Consider the following 23,100-nt stretch of genomic DNA (forward strand, 5'->3'; position numbering starts at 1 on the left):
GGGGATAGACTCCGCCGTCATGCGCGCTGGCCCCCTCGACGTCGTCGCCGGCCTGCGCGCCGCCGTCGTCACGCTGCTGGCGGTCGGTGCCGTGTCGCTGCTGCTGGGCCAGGTGGCCGCGGCCCTGCAGGGTCCGGTCGACGACCCGTTCTTCGCGGCCATGGAGGCGCGCGGCACGTCGGCGTGGACCGACCTGCTCGCCGTCACCACGCAGATGGGCAACGTCCCCGAGACGCAGGTGCTCACGGTCGTGCTCGCGGTGGGCCTGGCGGCCTGGTTCGCCCTGCGGGGCGGGTGCTGGTGGATGCCGCTGCTGGTGCTGCCGCTGGCGTGGTGCGTCACCCGGTGCGCGCAGCTGGGCCTGGCCGGCGTCACCGACCGCGAGCGCGAGGTGCTCAGCCTGATCGGCACCGAGATCGGGGCCTACCCCTCGGGGGGCGTCGCACGGATCGTCGTCGTCACCGGTACCGCCGTCGTGCTCGTGGCGCACTACCTCCGACCCCGGAGGGCCGTCGTGCGGCTGCTCGGCGTCGGCGTGGTGCTGCTCGGGGTCGCCGAGATGTACTTCCGGGCCCGGCTCAACCAGCACTGGCTCACCGACGTCGTGGCCGGCTTCGTGGTGGGTTGCCTGGTGCTGTGGTCGGTGCGGCGCACGCTGCGTGCCTTCCACCCGCTGGCGGTGGCCGACCCGGCCGCAGCACTCGTGGGTGCCCCCGCGGTCGAGGCCCCCGCCGTGCCCGAGGTCGCGTCGGCCAGCTGAGCTGCGCGGAGCGGTTCGGCAGATCTGCTGACGCCCGGGGCCCGTCGGTGCGACGATGCGGGACCCCACCCCCCACCGCTTGGAGTGCCGATGCTCCCCGGCCCCCGTCCCCCCGTCCTCGTCCTGGTGCTCGTCGCCCTGGTGCTGGCGCTCGGCCTCGGTGCGGCCCCCGCCGGCGCCGGCGCGCCGGCCGTCTCCGCGGCGCGCGCCACTTCGGCCGACCGGGCCGCCGACCAGCTCGTCGTCGCCGTCAACCGCAAGCGGGTCGCCGCAGCGAAGAAGGTGGCGGCCCCCGGCGTCGTCGCGACGCTGATGACCCACCGCCGCGCCGGCCTGCGCTTCGGTGGCCGCGAGGTCAACCCGTGCACCGGCACGGGCACCCAGCGCTCCTGCACCGCGCTGGTCTACCGCGGCTCGGCCCTGCGCGGCTACCTGCAGGCGACGGCGACCAGGGCCGGCGGCGGCTGGACGATCACCCGCGCCACCGTCACCCTCTTCTGACCCACCCGCCCGACCCACCCGCCCGGCCGCCTGGTCGCGCTCACTAGTCTCCAGCCGAGACCGACGAGCGGCAGGGAGCAGGGGAGCAGATGGCACTGGTGCTGCTGGTGCGCCACGGGCAGGCGTCCTTCGGCGCCGCCGACTACGACGTGCTCTCCGAGACCGGCTGGGAGCAGGCACGCACGCTCGGGCGCTGGCTCGCCGAGCAGGGCCTCACCGCGACGTCGCTCGTGCGTGGCGGCCTGCGCCGGCACCGCGACACCCTCGCCGGGATCGTCGAGGGCGCCCGGTGGGACGACGTCGAGACGGTCGTGGACGAGCGGTGGGACGAGTTCGACCACCTCGGCCTGATGGCGCACGGCCCCGAGCTAGCGCCGGGACACACCCGCGAGGAGTTCCAGGCCGTCTTCGCCGAGGTGACCGCGGCCTGGGCCGCCGGTGCCGAGCACGACTACCCCGAGACCTTCGCCGCCTTCGTGGACCGCGTGCGCGCCGCCCAGGCCGACGCCGCGGCCCGGGCCACCGAGCAGCCCCGCGGCCTCGTCGTCGTGGTCACCTCCGGGGGGCCGGTGGGGGTGAGCGCCGCCCTGCTCACGACGCCGGCCGCCGCCGCCGAGCGCGATCCCGCGGCGCTGGGTGAGCCCTGGGCCGCCTTCAACACGGTGGTGGTCAACTCCTCGGTCACCCGGCTGGTCGTCGGGTCCGGCGGCACCCGGCTGCTGACCTTCAACGAGCACACGCACCTCTCGGCCGGGCTGCGCACCTACCGGTGACCGGCGCCTGATGAGAGGCGCCCGATGAGCGGGGCCGGCGTCGACCTCTCCAACGCGCTGCTCGCCACCCTGCTGGGCAGCGTGCTGGCAGTGCTGCTGCTGGTGCCCACCGCCGCCGTCCAGTACCGGCGCGACGGTCGGCTCGGGCCCGGCGACCTGCTCACGCTGCTGGCCGCCGCGGTCTACGGGCTGGCGCTGTGGACCTACACGCTGCTGCCGCTGCCCGACCGCGCCGACCTGCGCTGCGCCGGCCGCCAGCTCGAGCCGCTGGGCTCGATCCGGCCGGCGCTGGACCGCAGCGTCGTCGGCCTCGAGCTGTTGAGCGACCCCGCCTTCCTGCAGGTCGCGCTCAACGTGCTGCTGTTCGTGCCGTTCGGGTTCTTCGTGCGGCGGGTGCTGCGCCGGGGCGTCGTGGTGGCGACGCTGGCCGGCCTGCTCACCTCGGTGCTCATCGAGATCACCCAGGTGACGGGGGTGTGGGGCCTCTTCCCGTGCGCCTACCGGGTGCTCGACGTCGACGACCTGCTGCTCAACACGCTCGGGGCCGTCCTCGGATCACTGCTTTCCGCGCCCGTGGTGCGACGTCGGCCGGACCGCCCGCGACCCCCGACCCGGTTGACGCTGGGCCGCCGCTGGATGGGGATGGTGTGCGACCTGCTGGTGGTGGTGCTCGTGGGTGCGGCGGCCGGGGCGGCCTACCGGTCCTGGAGCCTGCTCGCGGGTGACCGGCTCCCCGACCTCGGCACCCAGGAGCTCTGGCAGCTCGCGGCCTCCGGGGCGGTGCAGGCCGGGTGCGTGCTGCTGCTGGGGCGCACCGCGGGGGAGTGGACGGTCGACGTGCGTCCGCGGCTGCGTCGTCGCCTCCCGGTGGCGGTGGCACGCCTGCTCAAGCTCGCCGTCGGCGTCGGTCCGCTGGTGCTGCTGGTGTGGGTGGAGGACAGCCGGGCCACGCTGGCGCTGCCGGTCTTCCTGCTCGTCACCGGCCTCGCGGCCTGGCCGACCCGCGGCCACGGCGGGCTCAGCGGCGTGGTCTCCGGGCTCGAGCCCGAGGTGGACGCCGATGCCCCGACCGGCACCGACACGCTCAGATCAGGCGCTTGAACAGCGGCAGCGGCGCGTGCTTCATCACCGGCGCCAGCACCGACCAGGGCAGCGACGGCACGCAGGCGTCGGCCACCTCCTTCTCGATGGCGCTCACCATGGCGCGCACGCCCTTCTCGGTGGAGACCATGAGCGGGGTCGAGCCCTCGACGCCATCGTTCATCTCCGAGGCGATGTAGCCCGGGTAGAGCACGCTCACCTTGACGGTGCGACCCAGCGGGCGCCCGGCCAGCTCGGTGCGGATGCCCTCGGCCAGGTGCGCGACGCCGGCCTTGGTGGCGGCGTAGGTGGTCATCGTCTTCGGCATGCCGCGCATCGCCGACATCGAGGAGACCATCACCAGGTGCCCCGCCTCCTGGGCGCGGAAGACGGTCATCGCGGCCTCCGTCTGCGCCAGCGCGCCCACGAAGTTGGTCATCGCGGTCTCGAGGTTGGCGTCGAAGCGGCCGGTGCCCAGCGGGGCGCCCTTGCCCAGGCCCGCGTTGACGACGATCCGGTCCAGCCGCCCGAGCGTGCTCGCCAGCTCCTCGAAGGTGCTGAACACGGCGTCGTGGTCGTTGACGTCGAGCGCCCGCACCTCCACCCGCACCTGCGGGTGGGCGGCACCGATCTCGGCCCGCAGCTCCTCGAGGCGCTCCAGGCGGCGGGCGCACAGGGCGAGGTCGTAGCCGCGGGCGGCGAACTGGCGGGCCATCTCGGCGCCGAGACCGGAGGAGGCGCCGGTGATGAGGATCGAAGGCATGGGCGCAGTGTGTCAGGCGTAGAAGTGCTGACACGTTGCCCGTGCCCGAGCACGCTCATGCGATGGATCTGCACGCGTCGTGCTCGAGCGAGGCCTTGTCGCCGTGCCAGGTGAAGGAGTCGGCCTCCAGCACGATCCGCAGGTGCACGTCGACCAGGTCGGGGCGCCCGAGGAACTCGCGCCCGTGCAGGGAGACCTGGGGTCGCACCCGGAGTCCTGCGACCTCGAGGCAGACCGCGCGGAGTGCCGACTCGAAGGGGTTGGCCGCCCGCCCGTCGGCCCGCGCGGCGATCGAGCGGGCTGCGGGAGCGCCGGTCCCTCGCAGCTCGGCGGTCACCCGCGCCAGGCGGGCATGCGAGTAACCGCTGCGCAGCGCGGAGTCGGCCACGGCGAGTGCCTCTCGGGCGGGGAGGTGGCGCAGGCAGTCGCCCAGCGTCCGATCGGGTGTGGTGGCGCCGTCGCGCACCTCGTCAGACTCGAGCGTCGCCCAGCGGAGCTCGACGTCGCGGCGCCGCTCAGGGCTCAACCGGCGGTAGCGCGGCACGGTGACCTGCGGGACCGGTGGCACGAGGAGGACGGACCACCCGTGGTGGAGGGCCGCGCTGAGGTGGGAGAGGTGCCCGCCGACGCGGTGTGCCGCCGCGGGTGCCCGGTCGACACGAGCGAGCACGTAACGGCCGCGCGCCACCACCGCCACGTCGCCGACGTCGATCGCCCGGTCGACCGCGGACCGATGGGTGAGCGCCAGCAGCTGGGCGCGCGTCGCCACGCCTCCGAGCTGCTCGAGCACCGACGTGACCGCCACCGACATGCACGCCACCCTCGCCGATGCGCGGTCACCCGTGCTCGTGGTCATCCACAGGCGTCGAGTCGCCGGGCTCGTCCCGCGGGCGTCGACCCGCAGCCGACCACCCCGGCGGCGACCGGGCCCGCAGGGTGGGCGGGGGTCGTAGCGTGGGAGGGGTGACCACCACCCCCGCGACCAGCACCGCCGCCGGGCTCGACGCCGTCCGGCTCAGCCACCGCTTCGCCGACGCCCTGCCGGAGCTGGCGCGGCCGTGGCGGGCGCAGGAGGCGCCGCAGCCGCAGCTGCTGGTGCTCGACGAGCAGGTGGCGGGCGAGCTGGGCCTCGACGCCGCGTGGTTGCGCTCGCCCGAGGGCGCGCGGTTCCTGGCGGGCAACGCGGTGCCGCCGGGCGCGGAGCCGGTGGCGCAGTGCTACGCGGGCCACCAGTTCGGCGGGTACAGCCCGCGGCTGGGTGACGGCCGGGCGCTGCTGCTGGGGGAGATCGGTGACCGGGGGACGCCGGGCGGCCTGCGCGACCTGCACCTCAAGGGGTCGGGTCGCACGCCGTTCGCGCGCGGTGGTGACGGGCTCGCCGCGGTGGGGCCGATGCTGCGCGAGCACGTGATGAGCCTGGCCATGCACGCGCTGGGTGTGCCCACCACCCGCTCGCTCGCCGTCGTCGCGACCGGCGCCGCGGTGCAGCGCGAGCAGCCGCTGCCGGGGGCCGTGCTGGCGCGGGTGGCGGCCAGCCACCTGCGGGTCGGGAGCTTCCAGTACGCCCGCGCCACCGACGACCTCGACCTGCTGGAGCGCCTGGTGCAGCACGCGATCGAGCGCCACCACCCGCAGGCGGCCGACGCCGAGAACCCGGCCCTCGCGCTCTTCGAGGCCGTGGTGGCCGCGCAGGCGCGCCTGGTGGCGCGGTGGATGCTGGTGGGCTTCGTGCACGGCGTCATGAACACCGACAACATGACGATCTCCGGCGAGACCATCGACTACGGGCCGTGCGCCTTCCTCGACGGGTTCGACCCCGCCACGGTCTTCAGCTCGATCGACGAGGGCGGGCGCTACGCCTACGGCAACCAGCCCGGCATCGCCGCGTGGAACCTGGCGCGGCTGGCCGAGACGCTGGTGCCGCTGGTGGCCGAGACCCAGGAGGAGGCGGTCGAGCTGCTGACCGGGCGGCTCGGTGGCTTCCAGACCGGCTTCGGCGTCGCCTGGACCGACGGCGTCCGCGCCAAGCTGGGTCTGGCGCCCGCCGGGGAGGGCGGCCCCGACGACGCCGAGGTGCAGGCGCTGGCCGACGGCCTGCTCGCCCTGCTCCGCGAGGCGCACGCCGACTGGACCGGCTCGTGGCGCGCGCTGGGAGCGGCGGCCCGCGGCGACGCCGAGCCGCTGCGCAGCCGGGTGGTCGACCTGGCCGGCGTCGACGCCTGGCTCGAGCGCTGGCGCGCCCACCACCCCGACGCCGCGCGCACCGAGGCCGCCAACCCGGTCTACATCCCGCGCAACCACCTGGTCGAGGAGGCGCTCGACGCGGCCACCGAGGGCGACCTCGGCCCGGTGGAGCGGCTGCTCGCGGTGCTGGCCGACCCGTTCACCGAGCGGCCCGGCCTGGAGGCCTACGCCGAGCCGGCGCCGGAGTCGTTCGGGCAGCACGTCACCTACTGCGGCACCTGAGGTCCCGGTCGCGCCGCCGTCCACCGACTAAAAGTCAGTCTTGACTGTTTGTAACTGACCGCGTCATGCTGCACCGGTGACGACGGCACCCACCCGCACGCCCCAGGGCGAGCGCACCCGGGCGATGCGGGCCCGGCTGCTCGAGGCCGCCGTCGAGTGCCTGGTCGAGCGCGGCTTCTCGGGCACCTCCACCACGCTGGTCTCCGAGCGGGCGGGGGTCAGCCGGGGCGCCCAGCTGCACCACTTCCCGACCAAGAACGACCTGGTGCTCGCCGCCGTCGAGCACCTCACCGAGGTGCGCGGCGCCGAGCTGCGGGCGGCCGCTGCCCGGCTGCCGAGCGGCCCACGCCGCACCCGCGCCGTGCTCACCATGCTCGAGGACCACTTCACCTCCCCGGTGTTCACCGCCGCGCTCGAGCTGTGGGTGGCCGCCCGCACCGACCCCGCGCTGCAGGCCGCCGTCGGTCCGCTCGAGCAGCGGGTGGGCCGCGACGCCCACCGGCTCACCGTCACCGCGCTGGGGGCCGACGAGTCGCAGCCCGGTGTGCGCGAGCTGGTGCAGGCCACGCTCGACCTGGTGCGCGGCCTCGGCCTGGCCACCACCATCTCCGACGACGCCCGCCGGCGCCGCCGGATCCTCGACCAGTGGGCGCGCACGCTCGACGCCGCCCTCGACCCCGGTCGGCACGCGGAGAAGGAGGGCACGACATGAGCGAGGTGCTCGAGCAGCTGCTGGACGACCTGCGCGTGGAGAGCGACCAGCTGCTCGCCGTCGTGCAGGGACTCGACGACGGCGCGGACGGCGGCTGGGCGTCGCCGACGCCGGCGCCGGGCTGGACGGTGGCCACCCAGGTGGCCCACCTGGCCTGGACCGACGAGGCCGCCACGCTGGCCGCGCGCTCGCTGCAGGGCCGTGCCGAGTCGGAGGCCTGGGACGACCTGCTCCTGCGGGGGAGTGCCGACCCCGAGCGCTTCGTCGACGACGGCGCGCACGCGCTGGCGGCGCTGCCACCCGAGGAGCTGCTGCCGCGGTGGTCGCGGGGTCGGGCCGCGCTGGCCGAGGCGCTGCGCGCGGTGCCGGCGGGGCAGCGGCTGCCGTGGTTCGGCCCGCCGATGTCGCCGGCCTCGATGGCGACGGCCCGCTTCATGGAGACCTGGGCCCACGCCCAGGACGTCCACGAGGCGCTGGGCTCCGCCCCGGAGCCCACCGACCGGATCCGCCACGTGGCCCACCTGGGGGTGCGGACCCGCGACTTCGCCTACGCCGTGCACGGCGAGGAGCCACCGACCGAGCCGTTCCGCATCGAGCTCACCGCGCCGTCGGGGGAGGTCTGGACGTGGGGACCGGACGACGCCGCGCAGTCGGTGCAGACCGTCAGGGGCCCCGCCCTGGACTTCTGCCTGCTGGTCACCCAGCGCGTGCACCGCGAGGACACCGCTCTCGTGGCCGACGGCGCCGACGCCGAGCACTGGCTGGGCATCGCGCAGGCGTTCGCCGGACCGCCGGGACCCGGGAGGGAGAAGCGATGACGAACGACCCGGCCCCGAGCACCGGGCCCGCGCCGCTGCTCGTCGGCAACTGCTCGGGCTTCTACGGCGACCGCCTCGCCGCGATGCGCGAGATGGTGGACGGCACCACGGGCGGACGCTCGCTCGACGTGCTCACCGGCGACTACCTGGCCGAGCTGACGATGCTGATCCTCGGCAAGGACACGATGAAGGACCCCTCGCTGGGGTACGCGCGCACCTTCGTGCGCCAGCTCGAGGAGTCCCTCGGTCTCGCGCTGGAGCGTGGCGTGCGCATCGTCGCCAACGCCGGCGGGCTCAACCCCGCGGGACTCGCCGCGAAGGTGCGTGAGGTGGCCGCAGGGCTCGGCGTCGAGGTCGCGGTGGCGCACGTGGAGGGCGACGACCTGAGAGCCAAGGCCGCCGAGCTGGGTCTCGGCGACGCGCTCACCGCCAACGCCTACCTGGGCGGTGCCGGCATCGCGGCCGCGCTGCGCGAGGGCGCGCAGGTGGTGGTGACCGGCCGGGTCACCGACGCCAGCCTGGTCGTCGGAGCCGGGATGGCGCACCACGGCTGGACCTTCGAGGACCACGACGCGCTGGCCGGAGCCGTCGTCGCGGGGCACGTGCTCGAGTGCGGCACCCAGGCCACCGGCGGCAACTTCTCCGGCTTCCGCTCGCTCTGGGTCGACGGCGAGCCCGACCCGCGCCCGCTCGGCTTCCCGCTCGCCGAGCTGGCCGCCGACGGCAGCAGCGTCGTCTCCAAGCACGACGGCACCGGCGGCGCCGTCACCGTCGACACCGTCACCGCCCAGCTGGTCTACGAGATCCAGGGCGCGCAGTACCTGAACCCCGATGTGACCACGCACCTCGACACCGTGCGGCTGACCCAGCTCGACACCGACCGGGTGGGCATCAGCGGCGTGCGGGGCAGCGCGCCACCGCCGCGCCTCAAGGTGTGCGTCAACGAGCTCGGTGGCTGGCGCAACAGCCTCGAGCTGGTGCTCACCGGCCTCGACCTCGACGCCAAGGCGCACTGGGTGCGCGCCCAGCTCGAGCCGCACCTGCGCGCCACCAGCGTCACCTGGACCCACACCGCCTCCCCGCTGGCCGACGCCGACACCGAGGAGGGCGCCTCCTGCCTGCTGCGGTGCACGGTGATGGACCCCGAGCCCGGCCCCGTGGGCAAGGCATTCACCGCGCCCGCCGTCGAGCTCGCGCTCGGCTCCTACCCCGGGTTCACCATGACCGGCCCGCCGGGGACGCCGACGCCGTACGGCGTGTACCGGCCGCACCTGGTGGCGCGCGACGCCGTGGAGCACGCCGTGGTGCACGCCGACGGCCGGCGCGAGGTGCTGGCCGACCCGACGGCGACCGCCGACCCCGACCCCGATGCCGGCCGGCGACCCTCGCCCTACCCGGCCCCGCAGGACTCGGTGAACCGCCGGATGCCGCTCGGCACGTTCGTGCACGCGCGCTCCGGCGACAAGGGCGGCGACGCCAACATCGGCCTGTGGGTGGCCCACGACGGCTCCCCTGACGAGCTCTACCGCGCCCGATGCACCTGGCTGGCCAAGCTGATGAGCCCGCGCAAGGTGCGCGAGCTGCTGCCCGAGGCGCGCGACCTCGACGTCGACGTGTTCCTGCTGCCGCACCTCGGCGCCGTCAACGTGGTCGTGCACGGCCTGCTCGGCGACGGCGTCGCCGCCTCCACCCGCTTCGACCCCCAGGCCAAGGGCCTCGGGGAGTGGCTCCGCTCCCGCATCGTCCACATCCAGGAGAATCTTCTGTGAGCACCGCTCTTGCACCTGCCGAGAGCTCTGCTCTCGCCGATCAGCAGACCGTCACCGAGCTCGGCGCCGAGTTCGTGCGCCGCGAGGTGTACCCGCACCTGCAGGAGTGGGAGGACGCCGGCACCATCCCGCGCGAGCTGCACCGCACGGCGGCCGAGCAGGGCCTGCTGGGCATCGCCTTCCCCGAGGAGGTCGGAGGCGTGGGCGGCGGCCTGATGGACTCGGTGTACCTGCAGGAGGGCATGTTCGGCGCCGGCGCCTCGAGCGGGCTGATGGCGGGCCTGTTCACCAGCGGCATCGCCCTGCCCCACATCGCCGCCACCCGCGACCCCGACCTGGTGGAGCGCTTCGTGCGCCCCACGCTGGCCGGTGAGAAGATCGGCTCCCTGGCGGTCACCGAGCCCGGTGGCGGCTCCGACGTCGCGGGCATCCGCACCACCGCCGTGCGCGACGGCGAACACTACGTCGTCAACGGCGCCAAGACCTTCATCACCAGCGGGGTGCGTGCCGACTTCGTGACCACCGCGGTGCGCACCGGCGGGCCCGGGCACGCCGGCGTCTCGCTGCTCGTCGTCGACGCGGGCACGCCCGGGTTCACCGTCGACCGCAGCCTGCGCAAGATGGGCTGGCACTGCTCCGACACCGCCGAGCTCTCCTACGTCGACGTGCGGGTGCCGGTGGCCAACCTGGTGGGGGCCGAGAACTCGGGCTTCTACCAGATCGCCGAGCAGTTCGTGGTGGAGCGGATCGGCCTGGCCGTGCACGCCTACGGCATCGCCCGGCGCAGCCTCGACCTCACGGCCGAGTACTGCCGTCAGCGCGAGACGTTCGGCAAGCCGCTCATCGCCAACCAGGTGGTGCGGCACCAGCTGGTCGAGATGCGCCGCCAGGTGGAGGTGGCGCGCGTCTACGCCCACGACGTCGTCCGCCGCCACGAGGCCGGCGAGAACGTGATCGCCGAGGCCTGCCTGGCCAAGCAGACGGCGTGCGACGCCGCCACCAACGTGTGCGACCGGGCCGTCCAGCTGCACGGCGGTGCGGGCTACATGCACGGCACCGAGGTGGAGCGGCACTACCGCGACGCACGCATCCTGCCGATCGGTGGTGGCGCCACCGAGGTGCTGGCCGACCTGGCCGCGAAGCTGATGGGGTACGCGTGAGCGGCGGCGCGGGCAACCGCGAGGCCCTGCTCGAGAAGATCACCGCGCTCGACGCCGAGCACGCCAAGGCCGTGGCCGGTGGCGGCGAGAAGTCCGTGGCGCGCCACCACGGGCGGGGCAAGCTGCTGCCGCGCGAGCGCATCGAGCTGCTGGTCGACGAGGGGTCGGCCTTCCTGGAGCTGAGCCCGTTGGCCGGCTGGGGCTCGGACTTCGCCGTCGGCGCCAGCGTGGTGACCGGGATCGGCGTCGTGGAGGGCGTCGAGTGCCTGATCACGGCCAACGACCCCACGGTCAAGGGCGGCGCGAGCAACCCGTGGACGGTCAAGAAGATCTTCCGGGCGGCCCAGATCGCCGAGGAGAACGGGCTGCCCACGATCTCGCTGGTGGAGTCTGGCGGAGCCGACCTGCCCACGCAGAAGGAGATCTTCATCCCCGGCGGCAAGCTGTTCCGCGACCTCACCCGCGCCAGCGCCCGCAAGCAGCCCACGATCGCGATCGTGTTCGGCAACTCCACGGCCGGCGGCGCCTACGTGCCCGGCATGAGCGACCACACCGTGATGGTCAAGGAGCAGGCCAAGGTCTTCCTGGGTGGGCCGCCGCTGGTCAAGATGGCCACCGGCGAGGAGACCGACGACGAGTCCCTGGGCGGTGCCGAGATGCACGCGCGCACCAGCGGCCTGGCCGACCACCTCGCCGAGGACGAGCACGACGCGATCCGCATCGGACGCCGCATCGTGGCGCGGCTCAACTGGCGCAAGGCCACCGTCGCGCCCACCTCCTGGGCGGAGCCCGACGCGGACCCCGAGGAGCTGCTCGACCTGGTGCCGGCCGACCTCAAGGAGCCCTTCGACCCGCGCGAGGTGATCGCCCGGCTCTGCGACGGCGTCAGCCCCACCAACGGAGCCGTCTTCGACGAGTTCAAGCCGCTCTACGGCACCTCGCTGGTGACCGGGTGGGCGCGGCTGCACGGCCGGCAGATCGGCATCCTCGCCAACGCGCAGGGCGTGCTGTTCAGCGAGGAGGCCCAGAAGGCCACCCAGTTCATCCAGCTGGCCAACCAGGTCGACGTGCCGCTGCTCTTCCTGCACAACACCACCGGCTACATGGTCGGCGCGCAGTACGAGCAGGGCGGCATCATCAAGCACGGCGCGATGATGATCAACGCGGTCAGCAACTCCCGGGTGCCTCACCTGAGCGTCGTCATGGGCGCCTCCTACGGTGCGGGCAACTACGGCATGAACGGCCGCGCCTTCGACCCGCGCTTCCTCTTCACCTGGCCGAGCGCCAAGTCCGCCGTCATGGGTCCGGCGCAGCTGGCCGGCGTGCTCGAGATCGTGGCCCGCCAGTCCGCGGAGTCCAAGGGCCAGACCTTCGACGCCGAGGGGTTCGCGGGCATCAAGCAGGTCGTCGAGCAGCAGGTCGAGGAGCAGAGCCTGCCGCACTTCCTCTCCGGGATGCTCTACGACGACGGCGTCATCGACCCGCGCGACACCCGCACGGTGCTGGCTATCTGTCTGTCCGTGATCGAGAACCGGCCCGTCGAGGGCACCGACCGCTTCGGCGTCTTCAGGATGTGAGCCCGATGCCCCAGATCACCCGCGTGCTCGTGGCCAACCGGGCCGAGATCGCCAGTCGCGTCTTCCGCACCTGCCGCCGGCTCGGCATCGGCACCGTGGCCGTGCACTCCGACCCCGACGCCGCACTGCCCTACGTGCGCGAGGCCGACGTCGCCGTCCGGCTGCCCGGCAGCACCCCGGCCGAGACCTACCTCGACGTCGACGCCGTGCTGGCTGCGGCGCGAGCCGCTGGCGCCGACGCCGTGCACCCCGGCTACGGGTTCCTCTCCGAGAACGCCGGCTTCGCACGGGCGGTGCAGGAGGCCGGCCTCACCTGGATCGGCCCGGACCCCTCCTCCATCGAGCAGATGGGCGACAAGATCCGCGCCAAGGAGCTGATGCGGGCCGCGGGGGTTCCGGTGCTCGAGGCTCCCGAGCAGCCCACCGAGGTCGACCTGCCGCTGCTGGTGAAGGCCTCGGCCGGTGGCGGCGGGCGCGGCATGCGCGTCGTCCGGGCGCTGGCCGACCTGGAGCGCGAGGTGGCCGCCGCGCAGGAGGAGGCCGCCTCGGCCTTCGGCGACGGCACGGTCTTCGTCGAGCCCTACGTGGAGCAGGGGCGCCACGTGGAGGTGCAGGTGGTGGGGACGACCGTGTACGGCGACCGCGACTGCTCGCTGCAGCGCCGCCACCAGAAGGTGGTCGAGGAGGCCCCGGCGCCCGGGCTCCCCGACGAGGTGCGCACCGCGCTGCACGAGGCCGCCCGTCGCGCTGCCGAGGCGATCGACTACCGCGGCGCGGGCACCGTGGAGTTCCTCTACGACCCGGCCAGCGAACGGTTCTTCTTCCTGGAGATGAACACCCGGCTCCAGGTGGAGCACCCGGTCACCGAGGAGGTGCACGGCGTCGACCTGGTCGAGCTGCAGCTGGTCGCGGCCGAGGGTGCGCCGGTTCCGGAGCGCGCGGGCCGCGCGTCGGGCCACGCCGTCGAGGTGCGCCTCTACGCCGAGGACCCTGCGGCCGACCACCAGCCCCAGAGCGGGGTGCTGCGGTGCCTGGAGATCCCGCAGGAGCCGGGTGTGCGGGTCGAGGCCGGGTTCGAGGCCGGCAACGAGGTCTCCACGTTCTACGACGCGATGCTCGCGAAGGTGGTGGTGTGCGCGGACACGCGTGCCCAGGCCGTGCGGCTGCTGGCCACCGTGCTGCAGCGCAGCCGGATCCACGGCGTGCGCACGAACCGCGACCAGCTGGTGGCGATCCTGCGCGACGAGCGCTTCGTGGCCGGTGAGGTCTCCACCGCACTGCTGCCGCAGGTGGCGCTGCCCGCACCCGACGCCGGCCTCGCGCCGGTGGCCGCAGCCCTGGCGCTCGCCGAGCGCGACCGTGCCGCGCGCACGGTGCAGCGCGGGCTCCCGCCGGCCTGGCGCAACGTGCCGAGCCAGCCGCAGGTGACGATCCTGGGTGACCACCGCGTCGAGTGGTGGGGCGGGCGCGACGGCTACCGGGTGGAGGGCGCCGCCGTGGTGGCCGCCTCTCCGGAGCAGGTGACGCTGGAGGCCGACGGCGTGCGCACCACCTACCGGGTGAGCGTGGCCGGCTCCGACGTCGACGTCGACTGGCCCGGGGGGCACGCCGCGCTGGTGCGCACCCCGCGGTTCGTCGACCCCGCCGAGGCGGTGGCCAGCGGCAGCCTGCTGGCACCGATGCCCGGCACCGTCGTCCGCGTAGCCGTAGAGAGCGGTGCTCACGTCGCCGCCGGCGATCCCGTCCTCGTGCTCGAGGCCATGAAGATGCAGCACACCGTCGCGGCGCCGCACGCCGGCACCGTGGCGCAGATCAACGTCCAGGCCGGCGCGCAGGTCGCGGCCGGCGAGGTCCTCGCCGTCGTCGAGGAACAGCAGGAGGAGACCGCATGAGCACCGCCGCCACGACCACCAGCCGCTTCACCGAGTCCGAGGAGCGCCAGGAGCTGCGCCGCCAGGTGGCCAAGCTGGCCTCCAAGTACGGCCACGAGTACTTCACCGAGAAGGCCCGCTCGGGTGGCAAGACCACCGAGCTGTGGCTCGAGATCGGCAAGAACGGCTACCTCGGCATCAACATCCCCGAGGAGTACGGCGGGGGTGGCGGCGGCATCGGCGACGTCGCCGCGGTCTGCGAGGAGCTCGCTGCCCAGGGCTGCCCTCTGCTGCTCATGGTCGTCAGCCCCGCCATCTGCGGCACCATCATCAGCCGCTACGGCACCGAGGAGCAGAAGCAGCGCTGGCTGCCCGGCATCTGCGACGGCACGGGCACCATGGCCTTCGCCATCACCGAGCCCGACGCCGGCACCAACACGCACAACATCACCACCACCGCCCGCCGCGACGGCGACGGCTGGGTGCTCAAGGGCCAGAAGATCTGGATCTCCGGCGTCGACGAGGCCGACCACGTGCTGGTGGTCGCCCGCGCCGAGGACGCCCGCACCGGCAAGGTCAAGCCCGTCCTGGTGGTCGTTCCGACCGACGCCGAGGGCTTCTCGGCCACCCACATCCCGGTGGAGATGGTCAGCCCGGAGAAGCAGTTCCAGGTGTTCATGGACGATGTGCGGCTGCCGGCCGACGCCGTGGTCGGCGATGAGAACGGCGGGCTCGTGCAGCTCTTCGCCGGCCTCAACCCCGAGCGCATCATGGCCGCCTCGTTCTCCACCGGCCTGGCCCGCTACGCCCTGGGCAAGGCGGTGGCCTACGCCAAGGAGCGAGAGGTCTTCAACGGCCCGATCGGCGGCCACCAGGCGATCGCGCACCCGCTGGCGCAGAGCCACATCGAGGTCGAGATGGCGCGCCTGATGACCCAGAAGGCGGCGGAGCTCTACGACGCCGGCGACGAGCACGGTGCCGGCGAGGCCGCCAACATGGCCAAGTACGCCGCCGCCGAGGCCGCCTGCGACACCGTGGACCGCGCGGTGCAGACCCACGGCGGGTTCGGTGCCAGCCAGGAGTACGGCATGGCGGCACTGCTGGTGGCCACCCGCGTCGGCCGGATCGCGCCGGTGAGCCGCGAGATGATCCTCAACTTCGTCTCCATGCACTCCCTGGGGCTGCCCAAGTCGTACTGACCGATCCAGCCGTAAGCCTCCCTCCGGCGGTCCTCAGGAGGGAGGATGTGCCCGGGAGAGGGAGACCGGGCAGTGACCGCCATCGACACGGGTGCCTCGGCCGGGCCGTTCGCGACGCGTCGCGAGGGCACCGGCGGCGTCGTGCTGCGCGGGCACCCCGAGCACACGGGGTGGTCGGACTCCTCGGCCCGGGCGGTGCTGCAGCTGCTCGTGGAGTCCGTGGCCGAGATGGTGGGCTTCCGCGTCGCGGTGCTCTCGGTGGTGATCGAGGGCGAGCTGGTCACCATGGCCTACGTCGGGCCCGAGGAGCACCGGGAGTGGCTCTCCCAGACCGACCCCGTGCACGTGCTCGACCCCGTGCTGGAGCGGGCCTGCGCGTGGGGGCGCTTCTGCTTCCTCGCCGCCGAGGACTACGACGTCGAGGAGCTCAAGGGCCACTGGGTCGTCGTCGCACCGGACGGTGAGGAGCGGCCCGACGCCTGGCACCCGCACGACGCGCTGCTGGCCACGCTGCGCGACGACGCCGGCGTGCTGGTGGGCATCCTCTCGGTCGACGACCCCGTCTCCGGGTGCCGCCCCGACGCCGCCCAGCGCCGGCTCCTGGAGCGGTACGCCGCGCAGGCCGAGCGGGGCGTCATCACCGCCGTCGAGCGCGAGGAGATGGTGCAGCAGATCGCGCACGCCGAGTCCGCGCGCCGCCTGGTGCGCGACGCCTCGGCGGCGGGCCACGACTCCCTGGAGGCGGTCGTGGCCCACGTGCACCGCCCGCTGGTGGAGGGCTTCGACGCCCGCGGCTCGTGGGTGCACGTGGTGGAGCCCGACGGCACCGGGCGTGGGTGGGCCCGCGACCTGGCCGACGAGCTGGTCGAGCTGCCCACGGAGGTGGTGCGGCTGGCCGAGGGGCTGGCGCCCCACCTGTGGCGCCACCAGCGCGTCGTCGTCCTGGGTGGCGAGGAGGCCGACCGTGCGGCGCTCGAGATCCCCCAGGTCGCGAGCCTGCTGCAGCAGAGCAGCACCCTGCTCGCCCGGCTGGGGCTGGGATCGGCGCTCGCGGTGCCGCTGGGAGTCGGTCCCACCTGCCGCGGCTTCCTGGTGCTGGCGCGCGACCCGGGCGACCCGGTCTGGTCCACGGTCGAGCGCGAGTCGGCGCTCGAGATCGGGCACGACCTCGGCGCCTCCCTGACGACGGCCGCCGTGCTGGAGCGCGAGCGACGCCTGGTGCGCGAGCTGCAGCAGCTCGACGACCACCGCTCGCAGGTGATCGCCACGCTCTCCCACGAGCTGCGCACCCCGCTCGCGGTGATCTCGGGCAACCTGGAGCTGCTCGGCGACCTCGACCTGGCCGAGGCCTCGCCCTACCGGGCGGCGATGGCGCGCGGCACCGCGCGCATGCAGAACGTCGTCGAGGACCTGCTCCTGCTGACCCGGGTCAGCGACCCCCGCCACCCGCTCGTGCGCGTGCCGGTCGACGTGCGGGCCGCGCTGGAGGAGGTGGCGGCGCTGATCCGCAACACCGCCCAGGCCAAGGGGCTGACCCTCGACCTCGGGGTCGGCGCGGGCCGGCTGGTGGTGCCGGGCGACCCCCACGAGATCGACCGGATGCTCAGCAACCTGGCCAGCAACGCCGTGAAGTACACCCCCGCGGGAGGCCGGGTGACCATGACGGCGCACCGCTACGGCGGCGAGGTGCGGGTGCAGGTGTGCGACACCGGCATCGGCATCGGCGAGCAGGACCAGGCGGCGCTGTTCCGCGCGTTCTTCCGCACCACCAACCCCGAGGCACTGCGACAGCCCGGCACCGGGCTGGGGCTCTCCATCGTGGCGGCGGTGGCCGAGCGGCACGGCGGCGAGGTGGCCGTCAGCTCGGTGCTGGGCGAGGGCACCACGTTCACCCTCACCCTGCCGGCGACCTGAGCGCCGGCGCGACCACCGACCCCACGTAGCATCCCCGGCGTGGGTGGGGTGCTGGCGGGCTTCGGCACCATCGCCGTCGTCGTCGGGCTGGGTGTGCTCGTCGCGCACCTGGGCCTGGTGGATGCCGCCGGCCAGCGCACCCTGAGCGCCGTCGCGTTCTTCGTGGCCAGCCCCGCCCTGCTCTTCACCGTGCTCCAGGACGCCGACCTGCGGGCGGTGTTCTCGGGCAACCTGGTGGCGATCGTGGCCGCGGTGGTGGTCACGGCCGTCGTCAGCGCGGGCGTGGCGCGGTGGCGGCGCGACGACCTGGGCACCTCGGTGATCGCGACCATGTGCTCCTCCTACTGCAACGCCGGCAACCTGGGCCTGCCCATCGCGGCCTACGTGCTGGGCGACCCGGCCCTGATCGCGCCCGTGCTGCTGCTGCAGCTGGTGGTGCTGCAGCCCCTGGCGCTCGCCGTGCTGGACTCCGCGGTGAGCGACACGGCGGTGTCGTGGCGCCGGCTGCTGAGCCGGCCGGCGCGCAACCCGATCACCGTGGCCAGCGTGGCCGGGCTGCTGGTGGCCGTGAGCGGTGCTCCGGTGCCGGCCGTGGTGGCCGACCCGCTGGAACTCGTCGGCGGGATGGCGGTGCCGGCCATGCTGCTGGCCTACGGCGTGGGGCTGCGGCTGGGGCCGCTGCCCGGCCGGGGCGTGCCGCTGCAGCGGCTGGGGCTGCCGGTCGGGCTCAAGCTGCTGCTCCAGCCGCTCGCGGCCTACGCCACGGGCCGGCTGATCGGGCTCGACGACGCCGGGCTGCTCGCCGTCACCGTCATCTCGGCGCTGCCGACCGCGCAGAACGTCTACGTGATCGCCCTGCGCTACGAGCGCGCCGTGCTGCTGGCGCGTGACGCGATCTTCGTCAGCACCCTCGGGTGCGTGCCCGTCGTGGTCGCCGTCGTCGCCCTGCTGGCCTGAGGCTGGCGAGAAGCCGGTGCCCCGCCCGGTACCGTGAGCAGGTGGGCGTGATGAGCGGGGTCGACCGGGCGCAGCGGCGGGTGCCGCTGCTCGGCGTCCCGATCGCGGTCTTCTACAAGTTCTACGACGACCAGGGCAACTACATGGTCGCCGCGCTCACCTACTACGCGTTCGTCGCGATCTTCCCGTTGCTGCTGCTCGCCTCCTCGATCCTGGGCTTCGTGCTGCAGGGGCGCCCGGAGCTGCAGGAGGTCGTGCTCGACTCGGCGCTGGCCCAGTTCCCGATCATCGGTGACGACCTGGGGCGCCCGGAGGGGCTGCAGGGGTCCACGGCCGGCATCGTGGTCGGTCTGCTGGTGGCGCTGTTCGGTGCCTCCGGGTTGGGCCAGGCCATCCAGAACACGATGAACACCGCGTGGGCGGTGCCGCGCAACAGCCGGCCCAACCCGTTCTTCGCGCGTTTCAAGAGCCTGCTGCTGCTGATGCTCGCCGGCCTCGCCGTCGTCGCGGTCTCGGTGGTCTCGACCCTGGGTGCCAACACCGAGGTGTTCAGCGACCAGCTCAGTGCGACGCTGCGCTGGCTGATCCGTGCCGGCACGGTGGTGCTGCTCGGCCTCGTGCTGACCGGACTCTCGCGCCTGGCCGCCGCCCGCCACGACTACGTGGGCCGCGCGTGGCCCGGGGCCTTCGCCGTCGCCCTGATGTGGCAGCTGCTGCAGTACATCGGCGCGCTGTACGCCAGCAACGTGCTCACCGGCACCAGCACCATGAACCAGACCTTCGGCCTGGTGCTCGGCCTGATCGGCATCATCTACCTCGCCGCGGTCATGGGCGTGCTGGGCATCGAGCTCAACGTGGTGCTGGCGCGGCGGCTCTACCCCCGCTCGCTGGCCACCCTGTTCACCGACGAGGTCGACCTCACCGACGCCGACCGCCGCACCTACGCCGGCCTGGTGCACATGAACGCGCTCAAGGGCTTCGAGTCGGTGGCGGTGCGCTTCGACGAGCGCAGCGGCGAGACCCACGAGATCGTCCTGGAGCCGAAGACGCCGCCGCGGGGCACCCCGGTGGTGGAGGCCTCGAGCGCGGAGCCCCCGCCCCACGCCCCCACCCCGGCCGACGAGCCCGTCGCCGCCCAGCACACCGAGAACGGCACCGCCACGCAGCCGTTGCGGCGCCAGGACGACGCGACGCCCACGGCGTAGGGGCAGCGCCACTGCGCAGACATGTGCAGTTTCGTGCACTGCATGTTTGTGCAGTGCGACCGGTCTTCACGGCGGGCGGCGGGCGGTGCAGGTTGGGAGAGGTTCGTCGTTCACCCACCGGAGGTCGCTCCCAGCATGTCGTTCTCGCTTCGTACCCACCTGACCACCGCGGCCGTCCTGGCCGCCGGCGCCCTCGTGCCCGCGGCTGCCGTCCCGGCCGCTCAGGCCGCCAGCCCTGCCAGCCCGGCCAGCACGGCCGAGGCCGCGCTCGCCCCGCTGCTCTCGGCCGAGCGCGCCATCGACTCGCGCTACATCGTGGTGCTGGAGGAGGGCGCCGAGGCGCCCGGCGCCGAGGCACGGGCCGCGGTCGACGGCGACGCCGCCGACGTGACGCACGTGTTCCGGGAGATCGGCGGGTACACCGCGGTGCTCACCGACGCGCAGCTGCGCGAGGTGCGCGAGGACCCCGACGTGGCCTTCGTGCAGGAGGACTCCACGGTCACCGTGCAGGCCACCCAGAGCAACCCCACGTGGGGGCTGGACCGCACCGACCAGCGGGCGCTGCCGCTCTCGGGCAGCTACACCTACAACGCGACCGGGGCCGGCGTCCGCGCCTACGTGATCGACACCGGCATCCGGGCCTCGCACGCCGACTTCGGCGGCCGCGTTACCACCGGCTACAGCTCGGTGCTGCTCGGCAACGCGCGCAACGACTGCAACGGCCACGGCACGCACGTGGCCGGCACCATCGGGGGCGCCACCTACGGCCTGGCCAAGCAGGTGACCCTGGTGCCCGTCCAGGTGCTCAACTGCCTCGGCAGCGGCAGCAACTCCGGCGTCATCGCCGGCATGGACTGGGTGGCGCGCAACGCCGTCAAGCCGGCCGTGGCCAACATGAGCCTGGGCGGCGGTGCCAACGAGGCCACCGACGCCGCGGTGAAGCGGATGACCGACGCCGGGGTCACCGTCGTCGTCGCGGCGGGCAACGAGGACGCCGACGCCTGCACCTCCTCGCCGGCCCGTGCAGCCTCGGCGATCACCGTCGGCGCCACCACGCGCACCGACGCCCGCGCCACGTTCTCCAACTGGGGCTCCTGCGTCGACATCCTGGCCCCGGGCCAGGACATCACCTCCACCTGGAACAGCAGCAACACCTCCACCAACACCATCTCGGGCACCTCGATGGCCTCGCCGCACGTGGCCGGCGTCGCCGCGTTGCTCCTGCAGGGCACGCCGAGCGCCGCGCCCGCCGCCGTGGCCTCCGCCCTGGTCGGCAACGCCACCACCGGGGCGGCCAGCGACGTCAAGGGCTCGCCCAACCGGCTGCTGTTCAGCAGCTACTGAGCTCGAGGGCCACGAGGGGCACACCAGACTGCGGCGGCGACGTCGCAACCGGCGACGGCCGGCTCACCGCGGGGGGCGGAGGGCCGGCCGTCGTGCTGGGTCCTGCGGTGCTCCGAGGGCGGCGTCGGGAAAACCGAGTCGTGGGCGCGACGCGTCCCTGATGATGTGCGCGTGACCAAGCTGTACCTGTTGCTGGCGGTGGCTGGCTTCGCCCTGCTCGTCTACTGCGTCGTCGACATCCTCACCTCCCGCGAGGACGAGGTGCGCCACCTGCCCCGGCTCCTGTGGCTGGCGTTCGTGGTCTTCTTCCCGTTGCTCGGCTCGATCGCCTGGCTGGCGGTGGGTCGGCCGGTCGCCGCCCGTCCCCGCGCGGGCGAGCGGGCCGCGCCCGCCTTCCCCGAGTACGACCGCCCGGGTCGGGCCGCGGCCACCCAGGGTGAGAGCGACGACGCGTTCCTGCGGCAGGTCCGCGAGCGCGCCGAGCAGCAGCGCCGGGCGCACGAGGCCGCTCGTCGCGAGCGGGAGCGGGCCGCCGAGGCCGAGCGGGCCGCCGAGCGCGAGCGACGTCGTCAGCGCGACGCCGGGGGTGCCGACCCGGCTCCGCAGGACTGAGCCGCGGCTCAGACGAGCCGGGCGCGCAGCCGGTCGAGCTCGGTGGTGGAGAGCCCGAGCCCCTCGCGCAGGTAGCCCTCGAGGGAGCCGTGCGCCGCCAGCGCGGCGTCGTGCGCGGTGGCGAGGTAGGCGGCGTCGGCGACCATCACCCGCTCGTAGACCTCGACCAGCTCCTCGCCCAGGTGCTCACGCACCATCCCGAGGTACTTGCGGCGCGTGCCGGCCGATCGGTCGTTGGTGCGCAGGTAGTCGCGCTCGATCTCCGCCCAGGCGACGCCGGCGACGTGCAGCACGAGGGCAGCCGCCCAGCCGGTGCGGTCCTTGCCGGCGGTGCAGTGGAACAGCTGTGGCTCCGTGCCGTCGGCGAGCCGTCCCAGCAGCGCCGCGAAGGCGGCTCGGCCACCGGGGTGCTCGACGAAGCCGCGGTAGACCCGGTGCATGACGTCGTCGGCCTGCTGCACGGTCGCGAGCGAGGCGACCTGGTCCATCGGGATGCCGCGCACCTCGAGGTGCTCGTTCGCCGCTCCCGGCACCTCGACGTCGGGGTGGGCCTCGACCTCGTGCCGGTCGCGCAGGTCGTAGACCGCGCGCACGCCGAGGCCGGCGATCGTGGCGGCGTCCTCGTCGGTCAGGCCGAGCTCGTTGGAGCGGTAGAGCACGCCCGCGCGGAGCGGCACGCCGTCGGCGGTGCGCAACCCGGGGCCGGCGACGTCGCGGAAGTTGTCGGCGGAGGCCAGCCGCACCAGCTCCTCGCCCGCTGCGGCGCCCGGGCGGGCGGCGGGGTCGTTCATCCCTTCGGCGGCAGCGGGAAGAACATCGAGGTGCGCTCGGCGTACTCGGGGTAGCCCTGGCGCTGCATCATCGTCTTCTCGAGCAGCTTGGCGCCGGTGACCTGGATCAGGAAGAACGTCATGGCGGCGGGGCAGAGGATGGTGAGCAGGCCCGTGACCCAGCCCGACCCGAGGCCGGCCACCAGCCAGACGCCCCACCACACGCACGCGTCGCCGAAGTAGTTGGGGTGGCGGGTGTAGCGCCACAGCCCCTGGTCCATGACGATCGGCCGGGACTCCTTGGGCTGGGCCTTGTAGGCGGCCAGCTGCCGGTCGCCGACGGTCTCGAAGAACAGGCCGGTGGCCCACACCAGCACGCCCAGGACGACCGCGGGCCACCACGGTGCCGTCAGCACCGCACCCACCATCACCGGCACGGCCACGAAGAACTGCGCCACGCCCTGCACGAGGAAGACGCGCTTGACGGCGGTGCCCATGCCCACCTCGGAGAGCGAGCCGCCGAGCATCTCGGCGTAGCGCGGGTCCTCCTTGCCCTGGTGCTCGCCGATGGCGCGACCGCGCACGTGCCAGGCCAGGCGCAGGCCCCAGGCCCCGACCAGCGCGAGCACCAACCAGCGGCGCCAGGCGTCACCCTCGTCGACGGCGGTGCCAACGAGCGCCGCCACCAGGGCCACCAGCACGAAGCCGGCACCCCAGGCGACGTCGACGACCGCCACCTTGTCGAGCTGGCGGGCGCGCACGGCGGCAGCGCCCATGCCCACCACGACGGTGAGCAGGCCGGCCAGGAGGCTGATGATCACGGGGTCCATGCCTGACCGTTACCCCGGG

The 23,100-nt window shown here is 74.0% G+C and carries 21 protein-coding genes; 17 read left to right on the forward strand and 4 right to left on the reverse strand.

Features of this window, described 5'->3' with window-relative positions:
* Positions 1–19: 19 nt before the first annotated feature.
* The 4 genes from ABD948_RS00835 to ABD948_RS00850 all read left to right on the forward strand — a co-directional run bounded on the left by ABD948_RS00835 (position 20) and on the right by ABD948_RS00850 (position 3,135).
* On the forward strand, positions 20–760 hold the full coding sequence (locus tag ABD948_RS00835) for a phosphatase PAP2 family protein (RefSeq protein WP_345262145.1): 741 nt from the start codon (positions 20–22) through the stop codon (positions 758–760).
* A 90-nt stretch (positions 761–850) separates the two neighbouring features.
* Positions 851–1,261, forward strand: coding sequence for a hypothetical protein (locus ABD948_RS00840; protein WP_345262146.1), 411 nt, complete (start codon positions 851–853; stop codon positions 1,259–1,261).
* 89 nt (positions 1,262–1,350) lie between these two features.
* A complete protein-coding gene (locus tag ABD948_RS00845; protein ID WP_345262147.1) occupies positions 1,351–2,034 on the forward strand; it encodes a histidine phosphatase family protein in 684 nt (227 codons plus the stop codon).
* Between the two features lie 24 nt (positions 2,035–2,058).
* The gene (locus tag ABD948_RS00850) at positions 2,059–3,135 is read left to right on the forward strand and encodes a VanZ family protein (protein ID WP_345262148.1); all 1,077 of its coding nucleotides are present in this window, start codon (positions 2,059–2,061) and stop codon (positions 3,133–3,135) included.
* On the opposite strand, the gene ABD948_RS00855 is transcribed toward ABD948_RS00850, so the two are convergent.
* Together ABD948_RS00855 and ABD948_RS00860 are read right to left on the reverse strand one after the other, a co-directional pair.
* The gene (locus ABD948_RS00855; RefSeq protein ID WP_345262149.1) at positions 3,119–3,877 is read right to left on the reverse strand and encodes an SDR family oxidoreductase; all 759 of its coding nucleotides are present in this window, start codon (positions 3,875–3,877) and stop codon (positions 3,119–3,121) included. The two genes, ABD948_RS00850 and ABD948_RS00855, sit on opposite strands and share 17 nt — an antisense overlap.
* Before the next feature lie 55 nt (positions 3,878–3,932).
* A complete protein-coding gene (locus ABD948_RS00860) occupies positions 3,933–4,688 on the reverse strand; it encodes a hypothetical protein (protein ID WP_345262150.1) in 756 nt (251 codons plus the stop codon).
* Between the two features lie 152 nt (positions 4,689–4,840).
* On the opposite strand from ABD948_RS00860, the gene ABD948_RS00865 reads away from it, so the two are divergent.
* The 13 genes from ABD948_RS00865 (at position 4,841) to ABD948_RS00925 (ending at position 21,481) form a co-directional block, all read left to right on the forward strand.
* Entirely contained in the window at positions 4,841–6,343 is a 1,503-nt protein-coding gene (locus tag ABD948_RS00865; protein WP_345262151.1) for a protein adenylyltransferase SelO, read from the forward strand.
* A gap of 76 nt (positions 6,344–6,419) precedes the next feature.
* Positions 6,420–7,055, forward strand: coding sequence for a TetR/AcrR family transcriptional regulator (locus ABD948_RS00870; protein WP_345262152.1), 636 nt, complete (start codon positions 6,420–6,422; stop codon positions 7,053–7,055).
* Entirely contained in the window at positions 7,052–7,873 is an 822-nt protein-coding gene (locus ABD948_RS00875; RefSeq protein ID WP_345262153.1) for a TIGR03084 family metal-binding protein, read from the forward strand. Before ABD948_RS00870 ends, ABD948_RS00875 begins: the two co-directional genes overlap by 4 nt.
* Positions 7,870–9,642, forward strand: coding sequence for an acyclic terpene utilization AtuA family protein (locus ABD948_RS00880; RefSeq protein WP_345262154.1), 1,773 nt, complete (start codon positions 7,870–7,872; stop codon positions 9,640–9,642). The genes ABD948_RS00875 and ABD948_RS00880 overlap by 4 nt, the downstream gene beginning before the upstream one ends.
* The gene (locus ABD948_RS00885) at positions 9,639–10,802 is read left to right on the forward strand and encodes an acyl-CoA dehydrogenase family protein (RefSeq protein ID WP_345262155.1); all 1,164 of its coding nucleotides are present in this window, start codon (positions 9,639–9,641) and stop codon (positions 10,800–10,802) included. Before ABD948_RS00880 ends, ABD948_RS00885 begins: the two co-directional genes overlap by 4 nt.
* Positions 10,799–12,379, forward strand: a complete 1,581-nt coding sequence (locus tag ABD948_RS00890) for an acyl-CoA carboxylase subunit beta (protein WP_345262156.1) — start codon at positions 10,799–10,801, stop codon at positions 12,377–12,379. Before ABD948_RS00885 ends, ABD948_RS00890 begins: the two co-directional genes overlap by 4 nt.
* Before the next feature lie 5 nt (positions 12,380–12,384).
* Positions 12,385–14,271 (forward strand): ATP-binding protein, encoded by a 1,887-nt coding sequence (locus ABD948_RS00895; protein ID WP_345262157.1) that lies wholly within the window; start codon positions 12,385–12,387, stop codon positions 14,269–14,271.
* Complete coding sequence (locus tag ABD948_RS00900; protein ID WP_345262158.1) at positions 14,268–15,449, forward strand: acyl-CoA dehydrogenase family protein; 1,182 nt, start codon at positions 14,268–14,270, stop codon at positions 15,447–15,449. Before ABD948_RS00895 ends, ABD948_RS00900 begins: the two co-directional genes overlap by 4 nt.
* 72 nt (positions 15,450–15,521) lie before the next feature.
* Positions 15,522–17,363 (forward strand): ATP-binding protein, encoded by a 1,842-nt coding sequence (locus tag ABD948_RS00905; protein WP_345262159.1) that lies wholly within the window; start codon positions 15,522–15,524, stop codon positions 17,361–17,363.
* Between the two features lie 39 nt (positions 17,364–17,402).
* Positions 17,403–18,320, forward strand: a complete 918-nt coding sequence (locus ABD948_RS00910; RefSeq protein ID WP_345262160.1) for an AEC family transporter — start codon at positions 17,403–17,405, stop codon at positions 18,318–18,320.
* Positions 18,321–18,370: 50 nt separating this feature from the next.
* Complete coding sequence (locus ABD948_RS00915) at positions 18,371–19,525, forward strand: YihY/virulence factor BrkB family protein (protein WP_345262161.1); 1,155 nt, start codon at positions 18,371–18,373, stop codon at positions 19,523–19,525.
* Positions 19,526–19,660: 135 nt separating this feature from the next.
* Positions 19,661–20,869, forward strand: a complete 1,209-nt coding sequence (locus ABD948_RS00920) for a S8 family peptidase (RefSeq protein ID WP_345262162.1) — start codon at positions 19,661–19,663, stop codon at positions 20,867–20,869.
* A 171-nt stretch (positions 20,870–21,040) separates the two neighbouring features.
* Positions 21,041–21,481, forward strand: a complete 441-nt coding sequence (locus ABD948_RS00925; RefSeq protein ID WP_345262163.1) for a PLD nuclease N-terminal domain-containing protein — start codon at positions 21,041–21,043, stop codon at positions 21,479–21,481.
* Between the two features lie 8 nt (positions 21,482–21,489).
* On the opposite strand, the gene ABD948_RS00930 is transcribed toward ABD948_RS00925, so the two are convergent.
* Both ABD948_RS00930 and ABD948_RS00935 read right to left on the reverse strand, forming a co-directional pair.
* Positions 21,490–22,272, reverse strand: a complete 783-nt coding sequence (locus ABD948_RS00930; RefSeq protein ID WP_345262164.1) for a tyrosine-protein phosphatase — start codon at positions 22,270–22,272, stop codon at positions 21,490–21,492.
* Positions 22,269–23,081 (reverse strand): DUF1295 domain-containing protein, encoded by an 813-nt coding sequence (locus tag ABD948_RS00935; RefSeq protein ID WP_345262165.1) that lies wholly within the window; start codon positions 23,079–23,081, stop codon positions 22,269–22,271. Before ABD948_RS00935 ends, ABD948_RS00930 begins: the two co-directional genes overlap by 4 nt.
* Between the last annotated feature and the right edge of the window lie 19 nt (positions 23,082–23,100).

The sequence above is a fragment of the Nocardioides nanhaiensis genome (assembly GCF_039542785.1).
Classification (GTDB): Bacteria; Actinomycetota; Actinomycetes; order Propionibacteriales; family Nocardioidaceae; genus Nocardioides; species Nocardioides nanhaiensis.